The following is a 16,682-nucleotide window of genomic DNA, read 5'->3' on the forward strand; positions in this document are numbered from 1 at the left end:
ATGCGGCGTCTGCTGTTCGCCATGCTTGTCTTGCTGTGTCGGCCGGCAGCCGCGACGGAGCCGGTGGTGGAGCTCGCCACCGGAGAATGGCCGCCCTATGTGTCGCAAACCTTGCCGGAACAAGGCGCATTCACCGAAATCGCCCGCGAAGCCTTCCTGCGCGCCGGCTTCCAGATCCACCTCACGTTCCAAAGCTGGCCTCAGGCGGAATTGCAGACCAAATCCGGCAAAGCCGCGGCCGCTTTTCCCTATCGCCCCACGCCTGAGCGCGAGCAGGATTTCGATTTCTCCCCGCCGCTGATGCGGACCAGCAGCTATCTGTTCTATCACAAGCCGCATCTACCGCATCCGCCCCCGGCCTTCAAATCGCTGGATGAACTGCGCGGCTACCGCGTCGCCATCCAGCTGGGCTACTGGTATATCCCCTTGTTCCAGCAGCACAAGCTCAATACGCTGCTGACCAGCGATGAGCTGAACGCGCTGCGCCAGCTGTATCTCGGCCACCTGGATCTCGCGCCGATGTCGCTGGAGCGGGGATTATTTCTGATCCATAGCATCATGCCGGAGCGCGAGAAAGAATTCGGCTACATTCCCAGCCCGCTGGACAAGGAAACGCCGCTGAGCCTTATGTTCTCTCGCAGCTACCCGCAAGCCGCGCGTATCCGCAAAGCGTTTGGCCGCGCGCTGGAACAAATGGAGAAAGACGGCAGCCTGCAAGCCATCTACCAGCGCAACTTCCCGGAAGCTAAGCCGCAGCGTTGACCAGGGTGGGGTTCAATACGCGGATCACCTCCTGCGGGCTGACCCCCACCAAAAAGCCGCGCTTGCCGCCATTGATATAGATGACCGGCAACTCGGCGATGCTGGCTTCCATATACACCGGCATGGGATGCCGCGTGCCGAAGGGGCTGGTGCCGCCCACTTGATAGCCGCTGTGCTTGTCCGCGGTTTTCGGATCGCAGGGATGAACCTTTTTGACGCCGATCTGCTTGGCCAGCATGCCGGTGCCCACTTCGCAGTCGCCATGCATCAGCACGATCAGCGGCCGCTTGTTCTCATCTTCCATGATCAGCGTCTTCACCACGGCGTGCTCGTCCACGCCCAACTCGCGCGCCGACACGGTGGTGCCGCCTTTTTCCTCGTACTTGTACAAGTGTTCGGTGTAATCCACCTTGTGCTCGCGCAGCGCGCGGATGGCCTGGGTGACGGGGGCTTTGGACATAGGGAATTCGTTTGCAAGTCAGACAAACTCCCGACTTTAAAACGCCCGCGCCCCGCTGCCAAGCCGAAGGATCAAGCTTTGCGCGCGCGCCACCACAAGCGCAGGCCCAGCAACAGCGCCAGCACTGCGGCGTAGATCAAGGGCTGGGTGATGTCCTTCTTCACCAGCCACCAGTAATGGATCACCGCCAGCATGGCCACCGGATACACCAGCCGGTGCAGCTTGCCCCAGTTGCGCTTCAGGCGCCGCATCCAGCCCTGGGTCGAGGTCAAGGCCAATGGCGACATCAGCAAGATCGCGGCGAAGCCCACGGTGATGAAAGGCCGTTTGGCGATGTCCTTGACGATGTGATGCCAGTCGAAGAACTGATCCAGCCAGATATAGGTGGTGAAATGCAGGCTGGCGTAAAAGAAGGCGAACAGCCCCAGCATGCGGCGGCACTTCAAGGGCCAAGCCTGGCCGGTGAAGCGGCGCAGCGGCGTCATGCTCAGCGTGGCCAGCAGCCACACCAGCGTCCAGGTGCCGGTGGAACGGGTGATGAACTCGATCGGGTTCACCGCCTCGCCGGACAGCACGATCCAGGCGGCGCGAGTCAGCGGCGACAGGCAGGCGATGAACAGCAAGACTTTGCCGATGGCGAGGCGGCGGTCGGCCGTGGAAACCGGTGATTTCATGCGCAGCGTCGTCATCAGAAGTTCTTTCTCAGGTCCATGCCGCGGTAAAGCCCGGCCACTTGCTCGGCGTAGCCGTTGAACATCAGCGTCTTGCGCTTGAAGAATTCGCCGATGCGCCGCTCGGAAGCCTGGCTCCAGCGCGGATGGTCCACTTCCGGGTTCACATTGGAGTAGAAGCCGTACTCATGCGCGTTGGCCATATTCCAGCTGGTGGCCGGCAGGGTTTCCTGCAGCCGGATGCGCACGATGGACTTGATGCTCTTGAAGCCGTATTTCCACGGCACCACCAGCCGGATGGGCGCGCCGTTCTGGTTCGGCAGCACATTGCCGTACAGGCCCACCACCAAGATGGTCAGCGGATGCATGGCTTCGTCGATGCGCAGCCCCTCGCGGTACGGCCACTCCAATACCGCGTCGCGCTGGCCCGGCATCTCGCTGGGCCGCTGCAAGGTCTCAAACGACACGTACTTGGCGCGCGAGCTGGGGTTCATCTGCTTGAGCAGGCTGGCGAGCGGAAAGCCCACCCAGGGAATCACCATGCTCCAGCCTTCCACGCAGCGCAGCCGGTAAATGCGCTCCTCCAGCGGAAACTTCAGCAAGTCCTCGATGGCGAAGCGGCGCGGCTTGGCCACCTCGCCGTCCACCAGCACGCTCCACGGCCGGGTATGCAGGCTGCCGGCGTTCTCGGCCGGATCGGACTTGTCGGTGCCGAATTCGTAGAAATTATTGTAGCTGGTGACTTCCTTGAGGCTGTTGGGCTTGTCGTTGGACGCCAGCTGCGACAGCGGGCTTTTCTTGGCGTTGAGTCCGGCCAGCGTCTCGGCCGACAGCAGCAGGCCGGCGGCGCCGAGCATGAATTGGCGGCGATTGAAATAGACGCTTTCGGGGGTGATGTCCGACGGCAAATGGTCGGCTGGCTTTCTGATCAGCATGGCGGCGCTCCTGTCGTTTCCATTTGGTCGGAATATCATGTCGATTCTGACAGTAGCGCACACCTATTGTTTTGGCCGATCAATATTCGCTAACACAATCCCGCGCCGGCCAGCCCCCGCCCAAGGCTGCGCCCTGCCCGCCGTCCCGCGCCAGCCGCTCGCCTATCGCCTGCAAAGCGCTCCAGCGCGGGCCGCACCATTCGGGCGCGATCAGGGTCGGCGCCTGCGCTGTGGCGGAAATGCGGTGATACACCACTTCGCGCGGGGTATGGCGGATCAGGCTGGCCGCCAGCTCGGCGTAATCATCCAAGACCATAGGCATAACTTCTCCGCGCCGATATTGCGCCGCCATGCGGCTGCCGCGCACTATCATCAAGGGATGCAGCTTCAGTCCCTCCACGCCGATATCCAGCACGGTCTGCAAGGTGGCGTGCGCGTCGCCGGCATTCTCGCCGGGCAAACCGGCGATCAAATGCGCGCACACTTTGAGCCCGCGCGCATGCGCCCGCTGAACGGCATCTTGGTAATCGGCCAGCGTGTGGCCGCGGCGGATCAAGGCCTGGGTGCGGTCATGCGCGGTTTGCAAGCCCAGCTCCAGCCACACCTCGCTTCCTTTATCCTGATACGAGGCCAACAGGTCCAGCGCGGCGTCCGGCACGCAGTCGGGCCGCGTGCCGACGCATAAACCCACCACATCGGCGCTGGCCACCGCCTCATCGTACAAGGCGCGCAGCGTTTCCACTTCGGCATAGGTGCTGGTATAGGCCTGGAAATAGGCCAGGTATTTTCTCGCCCGGTCGGTCTTGCGCTTTTCGCGCGCCAGCTGCTGGCTGATAGACAGCTCCGCCGCCTCCCGGCCGAAGCTGCGCACATTGCAAAACGTGCAGCCGCCGCGCCCCAAGGTGCCGTCGCGGTTAGGGCAGGTAAAGCCGCCGGCCAGCGACAGCTTGTGGACAGGCTCGCCGTAGCGCTGCTTCAGGTAGTAGCCAAAGGTGTGCAGATGGCGGGTGAGATCCATGGTCTTGCCGGCAAAAGCGCGCAGTCTAGCCTAGCCGGGATCACGGCAAAATGAGGAAGATCAAACACTTCGGCGTTGGAAGCTGGTTTCCGGATAGATGCGATTGACGAAAGCATATGCTTTCACCACAATTAAGCAAATATTCATAATGAACACTCCCCATGACCTCTCCCTTGAGCTACCGCATCCAGCGCGCGCGCGAAGTCGACCTGGAAACGCTGCAATGCCTGCATCGCCTCCGCCTGGCGCAATTTCCTTTCAGAGAGCCATCGACTCAAAAAGAAAGCGCGATGTGGCGCGAGTTTCAACATAGCTATCGCCAAAACCATGCCTGGTCTGTCGTTTTTTACGATGGGAAAGGCGTGCCCCGCGGTTTTTGGCTTGCGGTGAGCGAGAAAACGCGCGCTCCCGCCAGGAAAGGGATGCTGCTCCGGGTGGACTATTCTTATACCGATCCTGGCTGGCGCGGCAGCTCAGCCTTGATCGTCTCCACCCTGGCGGTGCTGTTGCGAGTCAAGTTGCAGGCGCCGCTGCTGCCGCTGTTGTTTGGCTGCATCTGTTTCCCTAACAGCTTTGTGCGCGTGGCGGCGACATTCCGCGGCGTGAGAACCCTGGCAGACAGCACGCTTGCCGCGGCAGACAAAGCCTTGCTCGAACAACTGGGCGCCGATGCCGCAGGAGCGCGCTGGCAAGCGGCGGCCGGTTTGGCGGACTTCAGCGATCACCATCCTCCCGCCCTTGCGCGCAGCATCGCCGACACCCCGCGCCTGGCCCGGCATCTATCCCGCTACGAGGCGGCCAATCCCGCATGGCGGCAAGGCCTGTCCATGCCGATTTTCTGCGAGATCGGGCTGGCCACCGCCAGCCAAGGCATCTGGCATAGCTTGCGCCGCGTCCTCAGACGCAAACGCAAACGCCGATGAATCCTCACAATTGATGCCAGCCCAGCCAATACAGCACGCAAAACAGGCCGGCGCTGATCAGCAGGGCGATGGCGAGCGCGGAGAACAGCTCGTGCAGGGTGCGGCGCTGGCCTGGCTTCAGCAGCCAGCGGGCCACCGCCCACAAGATGAAGCACAGCGCGAAGAATTTGAACAAGCGTCCGAACATAATGGCGGCGGCGATGAAAACGCGCCGATTATCCCGGCCGCCCCCCTCCCGCGCAAGCATGTCTTGTGGATATAATCATCGGGTAGCCGCAGGAGACCTCGCCGCGACATGCCCCGACAGAGGGCGGCCGGCGCGGATAAAAATAGAAGAGGCCCACCCCATGACCGACGCCAACTGTTCGGTGGGGATCGTCGCGGCGCAGGACGCCGTGTTCGATACCCCCTTGCCGCTAGCCAGCGGCGCCGCCCTGCCCGGCTACCAGCTGCGCTTTGAAACCTACGGCCAGCTCAATGCCGACAAGAGCAACGCCATCCTGATCTGCCACGCGCTGTCTGGCCATCACCACGTCGCCGGCCGCTACCACGCCGACGATAAAACCGCGGGCTGGTGGGACAATATGATAGGCCCCGGCAAGCCGATAGACACCTCGCGCTTTTTCGTCGTCGGCGTCAACAATCTGGGCGGCTGCCACGGCAGCAGCGGCCCCTCCAGCATCAACCCCGCCACCGGCCAGCCCTGGGGCTCGACCTTTCCTGTGATGACAGTCAGCGACTGGGTCACCACCCAAGCCCGCCTGGCCGACCGGCTGGGCATCGCCCGCTGGGCGGCGGTGATCGGTGGCTCGCTGGGCGGCATGCAGGCGCTGCACTGGAGCATCGCCTATCCGGAGCGCGTCGCCCACGCGCTGGTGATCGCCTCCGCCCCCAAGCTGTCGGCGCAGAACATCGCCTTCAACGACGTGGCGCGCCAGGCCATCCTCACCGACCCGGAATTCCATGGCGGCGACTTCTACCAGCAGAACGCCATCCCGCGCCGCGGCCTACGGCTGGCGCGGATGCTGGGCCACATCACCTATCTGTCCGACGACGGCATGGGCGAGAAATTCGGCCGCATGCTGCGCTCCGGCGAGTATCAATTCGGCTACGACGTGGAATTCGAGATCGAGAGCTATCTGCGCTATCAGGGCGACAAATTCTCCGACTACTTCGACGCCAACACCTATTTGCTGATGACCAAGGCGCTTGACTATTTCGATCCGGCCAAAGACCATGGCGGCGATCTGGCGGCCGCATTGAAGCCGGCGCAAGCGCAATTCCTGCTAGCCAGCTTCACCAGCGACTGGCGTTTCTCACCCGAACGCTCGCGCGAGACGGTGCAGGCGCTGATCGCCGCCGGCAAGCGCGTCAGTTATGCGGAGATCGAGTCGGCCCACGGCCACGATGCCTTCCTGATGACCGATCAGCCCTATGTGGATTTGATGCGCGCCTATTTGAACCGCGTGGCCGAGGAGGTGAACGCATGAGCGCCATCGACATTCTCCGCCCCGACCTGCGATTGATCGCCGACTGGATCGCCCCGAACAGCCGGGTGCTGGACTTGGGCTGCGGCGACGGCCAGTTGCTGGCGGCGCTGCAGCAAGACAAACAGGTGCAAGGCTACGGCGTGGATTTCGACGTGGCCAATGTGGTGCGCTGCGTCGCTTCCGGCGTCAACGCGCTGCAGGGCGATCTGGAAAGCGGCCTGTGCCAGTTCGGCGAGCAGCGCTTCGACCATGTGGTGCTGTCGCAGACCATCCAGGCGATGCGCCATACCGAGGCCATCCTCAACGAGATGCTGCGCGTCGGCCGCGAAGCCATCGTCACCTTCCCCAACTTCGGCTACTGGCAGAACCGGCTGCAAATCCTGCACGGCCATATGCCGGTGTCCGACACCATGCCTTACCAGTGGTACGACACGCCCAACATCCATTGGTGCATGCTGGGCGACTTCGAGGAACTCTGCGCCAAGAACCGCATCCGAGTGCTGGAGAGGGTGGTCATGGACAAGGGCAAGCGGGTATCCTTGCTGCCTAATCTGCGCGGCAGCCTGGCGTTTTACCGGGTGGCGCGCGGCTAAACCGATCCGCAAGGAGGAACGACGCATGCGCCTGTTGCTGGCCATTTTCTTGCCCTGGCTGCAGTTCTTCACCATAGGCCGGCCTTTTGCCGGCTTGTTTTGCCTGATGCTGCAACTGACCGTGATAGGCTGGCTGCCGGCCGCCTTGTGGTCGGTATACGCGCTCAGCCAGTACAAGACCGACCAGAAGATAGAACGGGCGCTGCGGCGCTGATCGCGCGGACGTTTTCGCCGCAAGGTCCGGCCTGCCGCCTCGCGGACAATAGAATAGCCGCCTTCCCGCCCGCGCATTGCGATGCCGCGGGCGGTTCCGCCAACCGATAACGACAACAACAGACCATGACCCTGGCTTCCATCAACTGGCGGCGCGACGTGTTCTCGCGCACCATGCTCACCTGCGTATTCACCGGCTTCGCTTCCGGCCTGCCCCTGTATACGCTGATCAATCTATTGCCCGCCTGGTTGCGCAGCGAGGGCGTGGATCTGAAGTCCATCGGCCTGTTCGCCTTGATCGGCTTGCCCTACACCTGGAAATTCCTGTGGTCGCCGCTGCTGGACCGCTACGCGCTGCCGCTCTTGGGCCGCCGCCGCGGCTGGATGCTGGCCACCCAGTTGGCGCTGCTGGTCGCGGTCGCGCTGTTCGGCCTGTTCTCGCCGCAGGCGGACATCGCCGCCATAGCCGGCCTGGCCTTGCTGGTGGCGTTTTTCTCCGCCAGCCAGGACATCGTGCTGGATGCTTTCCGCCGCGAAATTCTCCACGACAACGAGCTGGGCCTGGGCAACACCATCCACATCAACGCCTATCGCCTGGCCGGACTGGTGCCGGGCTCGCTGTCCCTGATCCTGGCCGATTATCGCGACTGGGGCAGCGTGTTCATGTTCACCGCCGTGTTCATGCTCCCCGGCATCTTGATGACGCTATTGGTGAAAGAACCAGCGCTGGCGAAAAGCAGCCCGAAGACGCTGCGCGAAGCGGTGATCGAACCCTTCCATGAATTCCTTACCCGCCAGGGCTGGCAGGGCGCGCTGTGGATTTTGGGCTTCATCTTCCTATATAAGCTGGGCGACAGCATGGCCACCTCGCTGGCCACGCCGTTTTATCTGGACATGGGCTACGCCAAATCGCAGATTGGCCTGGTGGCCAAGCATGCCGGCTTGTGGCCCGCGGTGGCCGGTGGCCTGCTAGGCGGCCTGTGGATGATCAAACTGGGCATCAACCGCGCCTTGTGGGCCTTCGGCGTGGTGCAGGTGCTGTCCATTCTCGGCTTCGCCTGGCTGGCCAGCTATGGCCGCTTCCATGCCATAGGCAGCGAACAGCTGGCCATGCTGGCGACGGTGATCGGCTTTGAAGCCTTGGGCGTGGGCCTGGGCACCGCGGCCTTCGTCGCCTTCATCGCCCGTTGCACCCACCCGGCCTATACCGCCACCCAGTTCGCGCTGTTCACCAGCCTGGCGGCGGTGCCGCGCACGCTGGCCAACGCCGCCACCGGCTACATCGTCGATTCGGTGGGCTGGACCTCGTTCTTCTTCCTATGCACCGCCTTGGCGATTCCCGGCATGATGCTGCTGGTCAAGGTGGCGCCATGGGGGGACGACCCTGAGCCGGAAAAAGCCTAAGGCCTGCCAGCCCATCCCTAAGCCAGGCTAGCGCGGCCGAGCGTATTTCGCTTCGCAGGGGCTGGTCGTTCGCGTTTGAACGACAGGATGGGCAAGGCTGGCTTGACCCACCCGCTTCCACGCCGCGCTGATCAAGCGCGGCCCAGCCCGCAAGCCGCTTTTCATCTGGCCGTGGCCACGCCCGGCAGCGCCCGTTAAGCGCCCTTTCGCCAACTACAAACGGCATTTCTCCATTCCGCTCTCTTGCCGGCATTGCTGGATATTGCCATCCTGATCCAGCTTGAGCATCCATTCCTCCAAGCCGGAGCCCGCTTTAGGACTCGCGACCAAGGTGAACGTAATGCTCGCCAGATTTTCGTCCGAAGGCGTCTGGCTGCTCAGGCCGATGTCGAAAGCCGTCGTCTGTAAAATCGGCAAGGAAGGCCATTCCGCATTGGCCGCCGACAGATACGCGCCGTGTCGGCGAAACCATTGCTGCATGAAATGGCCATCCTGCAACAAGGCCGACTTGGCCTCATCCAGCCTGGCTCGCTGCATATACTGCTGATAGGCCGGGGCCGCAGCCGCCAGCAACAGCACCGCTATCGCCAGGCCCATCATCAGCTCCAGCAAGCTGAAGCCTCGCTCTCGCCATGGTTTCATTCCAGCACCTCCATATGGTTGAGGCGTTTGCCCTGCACGCTCATATCTTCCAGTCGAACCACTCGATACCAGCTTTGCATCGTGGCGGCGCTGCGCTCGCTGAGGCCCCAGGCCCGTACGGTGATGCGATACAAGCGAGCCGTGCCAGGCTGGCCCTCCACCGGAAACCGAGGATCCACCAATTCCACCATGAAGCGCGGGTTGGCCCAGTGATTGACGCCATGCCGCACTTTGGCCGGACACCAAGGCTGCGTTTGTCCCGTCTCCAGCGCCAATTCCTGGCTCGTCCCGCAAGGGTGCAGCACCAACACGCCATCCTGCATGCGCTTATGCGGCGGCACTGTCGGCTCGCATACCCCTTTGCCGGCGGGCCCTTGGCAATGAGGGGGAAAAATTCCAGCAGGGCCATACAGATCAGCGGGCTTTTGCGCTCTATCCGCCATATTCAGTTTCTTATCCAGCGCCGCGACCCAGGCTTCAGCCTGCGGCAAAGCCAAACCCGCCGACTGCGCAGCCCTTTGCCGATCCGACACGTTGCGCTGCAGCCTCGCCAATCCGACGACGTTCTGCGAAACGCTCAAAGCCAGCAGGCTCAGCATCGCCAGCAGCGCCGTCACCATCAGCAATGCCGCGCCGCGTTGGCCGGCGCTCATGAGGGACACGCCAGGCCGGACGCCAGCGGGATGGTCCGCGACAAAGTCCGCGCGCGCTCTCCCTCCGGCTGCCAGTCCAGCTCCAATTGCGCGGCCAGGATCTCGCCAGCGCCATTCCACGCCTCCCAAAACCGCCATGCGCCGGCTTGGGCGCAGCCTTCCTGAACCAGCACTTTCAAGCGCATCGCGCGCACGGGCGACAGCATCACTTGCGCTTCCTGTTTATCGTCGCCCGCCTCAACGCTCACGCGCTCCAAACGTCCATCCGCATGCAGCCGATATCGCCGCTCCAGCGGCATCCACAATTGCAAAGAAGGCAGATGCAATGCGCCGGGCTGCTGATAGGCGACGGGCAGCGCCGGATGCAAGGCCACCGTTTCGCCCTGCCGGCTCCATTGGCCCAGACCCAAGCCATGGCTGGCTAGGCAGCTGGAAAGCAATAGGCTCGCCCCAGGTAGAGCCTGCGGCACGCCCTCGAATCGCTGCAATTTCCCTTCTCCATCGATAGCCAGCTTGTTGAAAGACACCGCCGTGCCCGCCAGGCGCAAATGCCACGCCGCTGCGGAAAAATCCGCTTTCCTCCACCCCAGGAGCGCGCAACCAAAACGGCCATGCCGCGCCAGATCGCGGGCCATCTCGCGCAACGCCCAATCCGCCTGCTGCCATTGCTCCAACGCGGCGGCATCCATGCTGACGTTCCGCGCGGCCCTGGAGAAAGCAGACACCGCGCCCGCGATGATGAAGCTGGACAAGGCCAAAGCCAGCAAAGCGCTGATCAAGGCGCTGCCGCGAGCGATACGGCATGACTCAGGGCGACAGCGGCCACACCCGCGACTGCTCATGCCAGGCTTTTCCATTGCGGCTGCGCCAAGCCACCCGGATGCCAAGCGGTCCGCTGCCGCCGCAGCCGTCCGACGCCAGCGACGGCGCCTGCTTGCCATCGCTCCGGCATACCGCGGCGCGTATTGCCTCCTGCGCCCCCCGTCCCGAGCGCAAAGACTGCTTGAAACGCCAGAGCTGAAACGCCGCCCTTTGCTGCGCGGAACAGCCGCTCAAACACGTCGCCGCGCCGTCGAGATGATCGTCATAGCCGCTTTCCTGAAAATGCTTCCATTCTTGCGCCGGCATGGTTTGCGCCATGGCAATCAGCTCGCTGGCGGCTTGCTCGATGGCGGCAAGCTGTTCGATGTCGCGGCTTTGCTGCAAGGTTTTCGCCTGCAGGCTGAACAAGCCGCTCATCCCCAGCATCCATATCGCCAGCGCCAGCAAGGCCTCGATCAAGCTATGCCCTTGCTGCTGCGCCTTAGCCGCAGCCATCGTCCACCTCGCCCAGCCTTGCCGCCCCATTGGCGGCCAGATGCACGCGCAAACAATGGCCGCTGGCTCCGCTCAACCAGAAATCCACGTCCTCGCTCGGCCACACCCGGCCTTCCACGGTAAACATCAGCTGCCGCATCCGATTGGCCACCGCGACGCGCCGTCCATCCAGCATGGCTAGCTTCAAGCGCTCGCCGCCGTTGTATGCGCCGTTGCCCGGCGCATCGAGATCGGCAAATGCCAATGCGCCCTCCGGCCAGAGCTGGCGCATGCCGCCCATCGGCGGCAGACATCCTTGCAGCTCCAGATTGGTTTTGAGATTGGCGGCGCACACATAAACCGGCTGGTTCAGCCGCACAGCCTCGCTGCGGGCATGCCACAGCACCGAGGTCAAGATAAGCGCCTGCTGCCGCAAACGGTAACGCTCCAAAGTAGAGGCGAACATAGGCGCAGCCATCGCCATCAGCGCGCAGGCAAGAGCCAAGGCCGCCAATGACTCGATCAAAGTGATGCCGCTTTGCGTGCGCATGCGTCCGCCGCTCCCTGTGCCATGTTCGAGCCAGTTTGCCGCTCACGGCCGAGTCCATGCTCGCGTGCCTGTCCCAAAGCCGGAAATGAGGATGGGGGCTTCGCACCAAAGGGCAGGTGCGCGGATGCCACGCCCATGGAAAGGATGCGCGCGCAAAAAGAAAATGGCCCGGAAAACCGGGCCATCAGGGCTTGCCTGCGGATGCGCCATCCGCCAATCAGAAAAGCGCGCTCAGTGCGCGGCTTCCCAGCTGTCGCCGGCGCCGACTTCCGCCAACAGCGGCACGCTCAAATCCGCCGCGCCGGCCATGATTTCCGGCAGGCGGCGCTTGACCAGCTCCAGCTCGGCTTGCGGCACTTCCAGCACCAGTTCGTCGTGCACCTGCATGATCAGCTTGCTTTGCAAGCCATCGCGCTCCAGCCAGTCCTGCACCGCTATCATCGCCAGCTTGATCAGATCGGCCGCGGTGCCTTGCATCGGCGCGTTGATCGCGGCGCGCTCGGCGCCGGCGCGGCGGCCCGGATTGGACAGCTTGATGTCCGGCAGATACAGGCGGCGGCCGAACACCGTTTCCACATAGCCTTGCTCGCGCGCTTTCTCACGCGTACTCTGCATATACTCCGCCACGCCCGGATAGCGCATGAAATAGCGGTCGATGTACTGCTGGGCAGCGCTGCGCTCGATGTCCAGCTGAGCGGCCAGGCCGAAGGCGCTCATGCCGTAGATCAGGCCGAAGTTGATCGCCTTGGCGGCGCGGCGCTGATCCGACGTCACCGCGCCGAGATCCACGCCGAACACCTCGGCCGCGGTGGCGCGGTGAATGTCCTCGCCGCTGGCGAAGGCCTTCTGCATGCCTTCGTCGCCGGACAGGTGGGCCATGATGCGCAGCTCGATCTGCGAGTAGTCGGCCGATACGATCTGCCAGCCAGCCGGCGCGATGAAGGCCTCGCGGACGCGGCGGCCCTCGGCGGTGCGCACCGGGATGTTCTGCAGATTGGGATCGTTGCTGGACAAACGGCCGGTAATCGCCACCGCCTGTGCATAAGTCGTGTGCACGCGGCCAGTCTGTGGATAAATCAGCGTCGGCAGCTTGTCGGTATAAGTGGACTTCAGCTTGGCCAGGCCGCGGTATTCCAGAATGCGTTTGGGCAGCGGGTGGTCCAGCGCCAGCTGCTCCAGCACCGATTCATCGGTGGAATAGCCGCCCGACGGCGTTTTCTTGACGCCCTTGGTGGGGATGGCCAGCTTGCCGAACAGGATTTCCTGCAGCTGCTTGGGCGAATTCAGATTGAACGGCTGGCCGGCCAGCTCGTAAGCCTGCTGCTCCAGTTGCAGCATCTGGCTGCCCAGCTGGTGGCTCTGCGCCGCCAGCTTGTCGCGATCGATCAGCACGCCGTGGCGTTCCATCTTGAACAGCACTTCGGCCACCGGCAGCTCGATGTCGCGATAGATCTTTTCCAGGTCGCCGCTCAATTGGCCGGCGAAATGCTGGTTCAAACGCAGCGTGATGTCGGCGTCTTCGGCCGCGTAATTGGCGGCGACGTCCACGTCCACCTCGCCGAAACCGATCTGCTTGGCGCCTTTGCCGCAGATCTCCTCGTAGCTGACGGTGTTCTCACCCAGGTGGCGGCGCGCCAGATCGTCCATATTATGACGCTGATGGCTTTCCAGCACGTAGGAGGCCAGCATCGAATCATCGACGATGCCGCGCAGGGCGATGCCATGGTTGGCCAGCACGTGGCTGTCGTACTTCAGGTTCTGGCCGCACTTCTTCTGGCCGGCGTCCTCCAGCCAGGGCTTGAGCCTGGCCAGGGCCGCATCCAGCCCCAGCTGCTCCGGCGCGCCGGCGTAATGATGCTCCAGCGGCAGGTAGGCGGCATGGCCGGCCTCCACCGAGAAGCTGACGCCGACGATGCGCGCCTGCATCGGATCGAGGCTGGTGGTTTCGGTGTCGAAGGACACCACCTTGGCCGCCGCCAGCTTTGCCAGCCAGGCGTCCAGTTGCGCGTTGGTGAGGATGGTTTCGTAATGGCGCTCGACATTCGCGGGAACCGCAGGAGCTGCCGCGACAGCGTCGTCCGCGCCGCCGAATAAATCGCTCTGCGCGGCGGGCGCTTCTTCCTGGCGCTGGACGACGGCAGGCATCTCCTCGCCCGCGGTCACTTCGTGATAGAAGGTGCGGAAACCCAGATCCAGGAACAATTCGGCCAGCCGCGGCTTGTCCTTCTGGCCATGCTGCAGGCCCGGCAAGCCGTGCGGCAGGTCGGTCTTGAGATCCACTTCGCAATCGATGGTGATCAGCCGCTTGCCCATCGGCAGCCAATCCAGCGCGGCGCGCAGATTCTCGCCCACCTTGCCGCCGACGCTGTCGGCCTGGGCGACGACAGCGTCCAGATCGCCGTATTGTTCCAGCCATTTCACCGCGGTTTTCGGCCCGCACTTGTCGACGCCAGGCACATTGTCCACCTTGTCGCCGATCAGGGTCAGGTAGTCGATGATCAGGCTAGGCGGCACGCCGAACTTCTCCTTTACCCCGGCCTCGTCCAGCAGCTCGTTGGTCATGGTGTTGACCAGCGTCACCGCCGGCGTCACCAACTGGGCCATGTCCTTGTCGCCGGTGGAGATGATCACCTGCATGCCCGCCGCCGCCGCCGTGCGCGCCAGCGTGCCGATCACATCGTCCGCCTCCACCCCCGGCACCACCAGCATCGGCCAGCCGGAAGCTTGCACCACGTCGTGGACCGCCGTAATCTGGGAGGCAAGCTCCTCGGGCATCGACGGGCGATTGGCCTTGTATTCGGGGTACAGGTCGTCGCGGAAGGTCTTGCCCTTCGCGTCGAAGACGCAGGCGCTATAATCGAATTCAACCTCCTTCTCCAGCCGCCTGAGCATGTTCACCATGCCATAGACAGCCCCCACCGGGCGGCCATCCGGGGATCGCAAATCGGGCATCGCGTGAAAGGCGCGGTACAAGTAAGAAGAGCCGTCGATCAATAACAATGTTTTCATAAAGAGGCAGAAGTATGAGCTTGTCCGATAAGTTACCGCAGACCAGTGATCGCCATGCCACCATGCAGCGCTTCCGCTCGCGCGAAGCCTGGCATGTGATGAAGATACTGTCGGAGTTTGTCGAGTCGGCCGAGGAGTTGCAAGGCATTACGCCGGCCGTCAGCATTTTTGGCAGCGCCCGCACGCCGCGAGATCACAAATACTACAAACTGACCGAAGACGTGGCGAGAAGACTGTCCGATTCGGGCTTTTCAGTGATATCCGGGGGCGGCCCCGGCATCATGGAGGCCGCCAACAAGGGGGCATTTTACGGCAGAAGTCCATCGGTGGCGCTGAACATTGTGCTGCCGCACGAACAAAAACCCAACGACTACCAAGACCTGGCGGTCAAATTCAACCACTTCTTCAGCCGCAAGGTCATGTTCGTCAAACATGCCATCGCCTATGTGGTGATGCCCGGCGGCTTCGGCACGCTGGACGAGATGTTCGAGGCGCTGACGCTGATCCAGACCGGCAAGAGCCGCAAGATCCCCATCATCTTGTGCTGCAGCGAGTTCTGGAGCGGCCTGCTGGACTGGGTGAAAGACCGGCTGGTGTCCGAAGGCATGATCAATCCGGACGACCTGAACCTGATCCAATTGATCGACGATCCGCAACAAATCGTCGAAACCATTTTCAAACATTACGAAACCCGAGGCTTCGACGCGCTGCCTGAAGAGCGCGAACAGATGCTGAACCTTTAATATCGCCGCATACACACAAAGGAAAACACCATGCGCCGTTCAATCGCCCTCCTTCTTCTCCTGCCGCTGGCGCCCGCCTTCGCCGCTGAAGCGCCGTCCGCGCCGCCCAAATCGGTGGTGCCGCCGCCGCCGGTCATCACTCAGGACAACGCCGCCGAGCCGGAGCCGGAGGTGCGCCTGATCCAGAAGGGCGACGACAAGATCGAGGAATACCGCTTGAACGGCCAGCTTTACATGATCAAAGTCACGCCTTCGCATGGCGTGCCGTATTACCTGATCGACGACAACGGCTCCGGCACCATGAAGCAGGTTGATCCGAACACCCGCATCGTGATCCCGCGCTGGGTTCTGGTCAGGTTCTAAGGAGTTCGCATGTCGGTTTACACCACGGTCAGCCGGGAATCGCTGCAAAACTGGCTGCAGGGTTACGCCTTGGGGCAGTTGCTTGAGCTGCAAGGCATCGCGGCGGGCATCACCAACACCAACTACTTCGTCACCACCACGCACGGCCGCTACGTGCTGACGCTGTTCGAAACGCTGCAACTGGACGAGCTGCCGTTCTACCTGTCGCTGATGAGCCACCTGGCCAAACACGGCGTAGCCTGTCCCGCCCCCATCGCCGACCATACCGACCATTTCGCGTCCCCGCTGGCCGGCAAACCGGCCAGCTTGGTTTCCTGCCTGAGCGGCGCGGACGTCAGCCAACCCAGCGCCGCGCAATGCCGCGCAGTGGGCGAAATGCTGGCGCAGATGCACAAGGCCTCCGCCACCTTCCCGCTGAAAATGCGCAATCCGCGCGGCCCGCGGTGGTGGAGCCAGGCCGCGCAGCAGCTCTATCCGCTGCTGGACGCGGAAACCGCCGCGCTGCTGCGCCAGGAAATCCAGCTGCAGGACAGCCATCGCTTCGATCATCTGCCATCCGGCGTGATCCATGCCGACCTGTTCCGCGACAATGTGCTGATGGACGGCGACAAGATCAGCGGCTTCATCGATTTCTACTACGCCTGCAACGATGTGCTGCTGTACGACATCGCCATCGCCGTCAACGATTGGGCGCGCCTGGAAAACGGTGAGCTGGACGACAGCCTCGCCCGCGCCTTCCTGGAAGGCTACCAGTCCGAGCGCGCGCTGACCGAGGACGAAAAAGCCTGCTGGCCAGTCATGTTGCGGGCCGCGGCATTGCGCTTCTGGGTATCCAGGCTCCATGATCTGCATCAGCCGGTGGAGGGCGATCTGACCTATACCAAAGACCCGGCCGTCTTCCAGCGGTTGCTGGCAGCCCACGCCAAGCGCCTTGACTTCTGGATGGTCTAGCCATTC

Annotated in this window: 20 protein-coding genes; 9 read left to right on the forward strand and 11 right to left on the reverse strand. The window is 63.0% G+C overall.

The features are described from left to right. A complete protein-coding gene (locus NKT35_RS04155; protein WP_254299127.1) occupies positions 1 to 762 on the forward strand; it encodes a substrate-binding periplasmic protein in 762 nt (253 codons plus the stop codon). On the opposite strand, the gene ybaK is transcribed toward NKT35_RS04155, so the two are convergent. The 4 genes from ybaK to mnmL all read right to left on the reverse strand — a co-directional run bounded on the left by ybaK (position 746) and on the right by mnmL (position 3,846). Beyond that, a complete protein-coding gene (ybaK, locus tag NKT35_RS04160) occupies positions 746 to 1,222 on the reverse strand; it encodes a Cys-tRNA(Pro) deacylase (RefSeq protein WP_254299129.1) in 477 nt (158 codons plus the stop codon). The two genes, NKT35_RS04155 and ybaK, sit on opposite strands and share 17 nt — an antisense overlap. A 71-nt stretch (positions 1,223 to 1,293) precedes the next feature. Beyond that, positions 1,294 to 1,911, reverse strand: a complete 618-nt coding sequence (msrQ, locus tag NKT35_RS04165) for a protein-methionine-sulfoxide reductase heme-binding subunit MsrQ (RefSeq protein ID WP_254299138.1) — start codon at positions 1,909 to 1,911, stop codon at positions 1,294 to 1,296. Next, positions 1,911 to 2,828 carry a protein-methionine-sulfoxide reductase catalytic subunit MsrP gene (gene msrP / locus NKT35_RS04170; protein ID WP_254299139.1) on the reverse strand — a complete coding sequence of 306 codons (918 nt, stop codon included), beginning with the start codon at positions 2,826 to 2,828 and terminating at the stop codon, positions 1,911 to 1,913. The genes msrQ and msrP overlap by 1 nt, the downstream gene beginning before the upstream one ends. Before the next feature lie 79 nt (positions 2,829 to 2,907). Next, positions 2,908 to 3,846, reverse strand: a complete 939-nt coding sequence (mnmL, locus tag NKT35_RS04175) for a tRNA modification radical SAM protein MnmL/YtqA (protein WP_254299140.1) — start codon at positions 3,844 to 3,846, stop codon at positions 2,908 to 2,910. A gap of 161 nt (positions 3,847 to 4,007) precedes the next feature. Between mnmL and NKT35_RS04180 the strand changes: the two genes are divergently transcribed. Further along, a complete protein-coding gene (locus NKT35_RS04180; RefSeq protein WP_254299141.1) occupies positions 4,008 to 4,769 on the forward strand; it encodes a hypothetical protein in 762 nt (253 codons plus the stop codon). A 4-nt stretch (positions 4,770 to 4,773) separates the two neighbouring features. On the opposite strand, the gene NKT35_RS04185 is transcribed toward NKT35_RS04180, so the two are convergent. Next, positions 4,774 to 4,956 (reverse strand): protein MIGRI, encoded by a 183-nt coding sequence (locus tag NKT35_RS04185; RefSeq protein WP_254299142.1) that lies wholly within the window; start codon positions 4,954 to 4,956, stop codon positions 4,774 to 4,776. Positions 4,957 to 5,116: 160 nt separating this feature from the next. On the opposite strand from NKT35_RS04185, the gene metX reads away from it, so the two are divergent. The 4 genes from metX to NKT35_RS04205 all read left to right on the forward strand — a co-directional run bounded on the left by metX (position 5,117) and on the right by NKT35_RS04205 (position 8,469). After that, positions 5,117 to 6,259: a homoserine O-succinyltransferase MetX gene (gene metX / locus NKT35_RS04190; protein ID WP_254299145.1), complete on the forward strand. Its 1,143-nt coding sequence runs from the start codon at positions 5,117 to 5,119 to the stop codon at positions 6,257 to 6,259. After that, positions 6,256 to 6,852: a methionine biosynthesis protein MetW gene (gene metW, locus NKT35_RS04195; protein WP_254299147.1), complete on the forward strand. Its 597-nt coding sequence runs from the start codon at positions 6,256 to 6,258 to the stop codon at positions 6,850 to 6,852. The genes metX and metW overlap by 4 nt, the downstream gene beginning before the upstream one ends. Positions 6,853 to 6,877: 25 nt before the next feature. Beyond that, positions 6,878 to 7,066: a YqaE/Pmp3 family membrane protein gene (locus NKT35_RS04200; protein ID WP_254299150.1), complete on the forward strand. Its 189-nt coding sequence runs from the start codon at positions 6,878 to 6,880 to the stop codon at positions 7,064 to 7,066. A 125-nt stretch (positions 7,067 to 7,191) separates the two neighbouring features. Next, positions 7,192 to 8,469: an AmpG family muropeptide MFS transporter gene (locus tag NKT35_RS04205; RefSeq protein WP_254299151.1), complete on the forward strand. Its 1,278-nt coding sequence runs from the start codon at positions 7,192 to 7,194 to the stop codon at positions 8,467 to 8,469. A gap of 213 nt (positions 8,470 to 8,682) precedes the next feature. Here NKT35_RS04205 and NKT35_RS04210 read toward each other — a convergent pair whose 3' ends face one another. The 6 genes from NKT35_RS04210 to polA all read right to left on the reverse strand — a co-directional run bounded on the left by NKT35_RS04210 (position 8,683) and on the right by polA (position 14,619). Then, positions 8,683 to 9,111 (reverse strand): type IV pilin protein, encoded by a 429-nt coding sequence (locus NKT35_RS04210; protein WP_254299152.1) that lies wholly within the window; start codon positions 9,109 to 9,111, stop codon positions 8,683 to 8,685. Beyond that, positions 9,108 to 9,764, reverse strand: coding sequence for a pilus assembly PilX family protein (locus NKT35_RS04215; RefSeq protein ID WP_254299153.1), 657 nt, complete (start codon positions 9,762 to 9,764; stop codon positions 9,108 to 9,110). The genes NKT35_RS04210 and NKT35_RS04215 overlap by 4 nt, the downstream gene beginning before the upstream one ends. Beyond that, complete coding sequence (locus NKT35_RS04220; RefSeq protein ID WP_254299154.1) at positions 9,761 to 10,543, reverse strand: hypothetical protein; 783 nt, start codon at positions 10,541 to 10,543, stop codon at positions 9,761 to 9,763. Before NKT35_RS04220 ends, NKT35_RS04215 begins: the two co-directional genes overlap by 4 nt. 28 nt (positions 10,544 to 10,571) lie before the next feature. Further along, the gene (locus tag NKT35_RS04225; protein ID WP_254299155.1) at positions 10,572 to 11,081 is read right to left on the reverse strand and encodes a PilV family protein; all 510 of its coding nucleotides are present in this window, start codon (positions 11,079 to 11,081) and stop codon (positions 10,572 to 10,574) included. Beyond that, positions 11,068 to 11,610 (reverse strand): pilus assembly FimT family protein, encoded by a 543-nt coding sequence (locus NKT35_RS04230; protein ID WP_254299156.1) that lies wholly within the window; start codon positions 11,608 to 11,610, stop codon positions 11,068 to 11,070. Before NKT35_RS04230 ends, NKT35_RS04225 begins: the two co-directional genes overlap by 14 nt. 231 nt (positions 11,611 to 11,841) lie before the next feature. Then, on the reverse strand, positions 11,842 to 14,619 hold the full coding sequence (gene polA / locus NKT35_RS04235; protein WP_254299158.1) for a DNA polymerase I: 2,778 nt from the start codon (positions 14,617 to 14,619) through the stop codon (positions 11,842 to 11,844). A gap of 14 nt (positions 14,620 to 14,633) precedes the next feature. On the opposite strand from polA, the gene NKT35_RS04240 reads away from it, so the two are divergent. Genes NKT35_RS04240 through NKT35_RS04250 form a run of 3 tightly spaced genes read left to right on the forward strand, consistent with a single transcriptional unit; the run spans position 14,634 to position 16,676 of the window. Beyond that, positions 14,634 to 15,362, forward strand: coding sequence for an LOG family protein (locus NKT35_RS04240; RefSeq protein WP_254299160.1), 729 nt, complete (start codon positions 14,634 to 14,636; stop codon positions 15,360 to 15,362). 30 nt (positions 15,363 to 15,392) lie between these two features. After that, positions 15,393 to 15,725, forward strand: a complete 333-nt coding sequence (locus NKT35_RS04245; RefSeq protein WP_254299162.1) for a DUF2782 domain-containing protein — start codon at positions 15,393 to 15,395, stop codon at positions 15,723 to 15,725. A gap of 9 nt (positions 15,726 to 15,734) precedes the next feature. After that, the gene (locus tag NKT35_RS04250; RefSeq protein WP_254299164.1) at positions 15,735 to 16,676 is read left to right on the forward strand and encodes a homoserine kinase; all 942 of its coding nucleotides are present in this window, start codon (positions 15,735 to 15,737) and stop codon (positions 16,674 to 16,676) included. Positions 16,677 to 16,682 lie beyond the last annotated feature (6 nt).

Origin of the sequence: Chromobacterium sp. IIBBL 290-4 (assembly GCF_024207115.1) — a bacterium.
Lineage (GTDB): Bacteria > Pseudomonadota > Gammaproteobacteria > Burkholderiales > Chromobacteriaceae > Chromobacterium.

Bases quoted from the DNA above. Each gene is read 5' to 3' on its own strand.
- NKT35_RS04155 (WP_254299127.1), top strand. From the start codon at position 1: ATGCGGCGTCTGCTGTTCGCCATGCTTGTCTTGCTGTGTCGGCCGGCA.
- ybaK (WP_254299129.1), bottom strand. From the start codon at position 1,222: ATGTCCAAAGCCCCCGTCACCCAGGCCATCCGCGCGCTGCGCGAGCAC.
- msrQ (WP_254299138.1), bottom strand. From the start codon at position 1,911: ATGACGACGCTGCGCATGAAATCACCGGTTTCCACGGCCGACCGCCGC.
- msrP (WP_254299139.1), bottom strand. From the start codon at position 2,828: ATGCTGATCAGAAAGCCAGCCGACCATTTGCCGTCGGACATCACCCCC.
- mnmL (WP_254299140.1), bottom strand. From the start codon at position 3,846: ATGGATCTCACCCGCCATCTGCACACCTTTGGCTACTACCTGAAGCAG.
- NKT35_RS04180 (WP_254299141.1), top strand. From the start codon at position 4,008: ATGACCTCTCCCTTGAGCTACCGCATCCAGCGCGCGCGCGAAGTCGAC.
- NKT35_RS04185 (WP_254299142.1), bottom strand. From the start codon at position 4,956: ATGTTCGGACGCTTGTTCAAATTCTTCGCGCTGTGCTTCATCTTGTGG.
- metX (WP_254299145.1), top strand. From the start codon at position 5,117: ATGACCGACGCCAACTGTTCGGTGGGGATCGTCGCGGCGCAGGACGCC.
- metW (WP_254299147.1), top strand. From the start codon at position 6,256: ATGAGCGCCATCGACATTCTCCGCCCCGACCTGCGATTGATCGCCGAC.
- NKT35_RS04200 (WP_254299150.1), top strand. From the start codon at position 6,878: ATGCGCCTGTTGCTGGCCATTTTCTTGCCCTGGCTGCAGTTCTTCACC.
- NKT35_RS04205 (WP_254299151.1), top strand. From the start codon at position 7,192: ATGACCCTGGCTTCCATCAACTGGCGGCGCGACGTGTTCTCGCGCACC.
- NKT35_RS04210 (WP_254299152.1), bottom strand. From the start codon at position 9,111: ATGAAACCATGGCGAGAGCGAGGCTTCAGCTTGCTGGAGCTGATGATG.
- NKT35_RS04215 (WP_254299153.1), bottom strand. From the start codon at position 9,764: ATGAGCGCCGGCCAACGCGGCGCGGCATTGCTGATGGTGACGGCGCTG.
- NKT35_RS04225 (WP_254299155.1), bottom strand. From the start codon at position 11,081: ATGGCTGCGGCTAAGGCGCAGCAGCAAGGGCATAGCTTGATCGAGGCC.
- NKT35_RS04230 (WP_254299156.1), bottom strand. From the start codon at position 11,610: ATGCGCACGCAAAGCGGCATCACTTTGATCGAGTCATTGGCGGCCTTG.
- polA (WP_254299158.1), bottom strand. From the start codon at position 14,619: ATGAAAACATTGTTATTGATCGACGGCTCTTCTTACTTGTACCGCGCC.
- NKT35_RS04240 (WP_254299160.1), top strand. From the start codon at position 14,634: ATGAGCTTGTCCGATAAGTTACCGCAGACCAGTGATCGCCATGCCACC.
- NKT35_RS04245 (WP_254299162.1), top strand. From the start codon at position 15,393: ATGCGCCGTTCAATCGCCCTCCTTCTTCTCCTGCCGCTGGCGCCCGCC.
- NKT35_RS04250 (WP_254299164.1), top strand. From the start codon at position 15,735: ATGTCGGTTTACACCACGGTCAGCCGGGAATCGCTGCAAAACTGGCTG.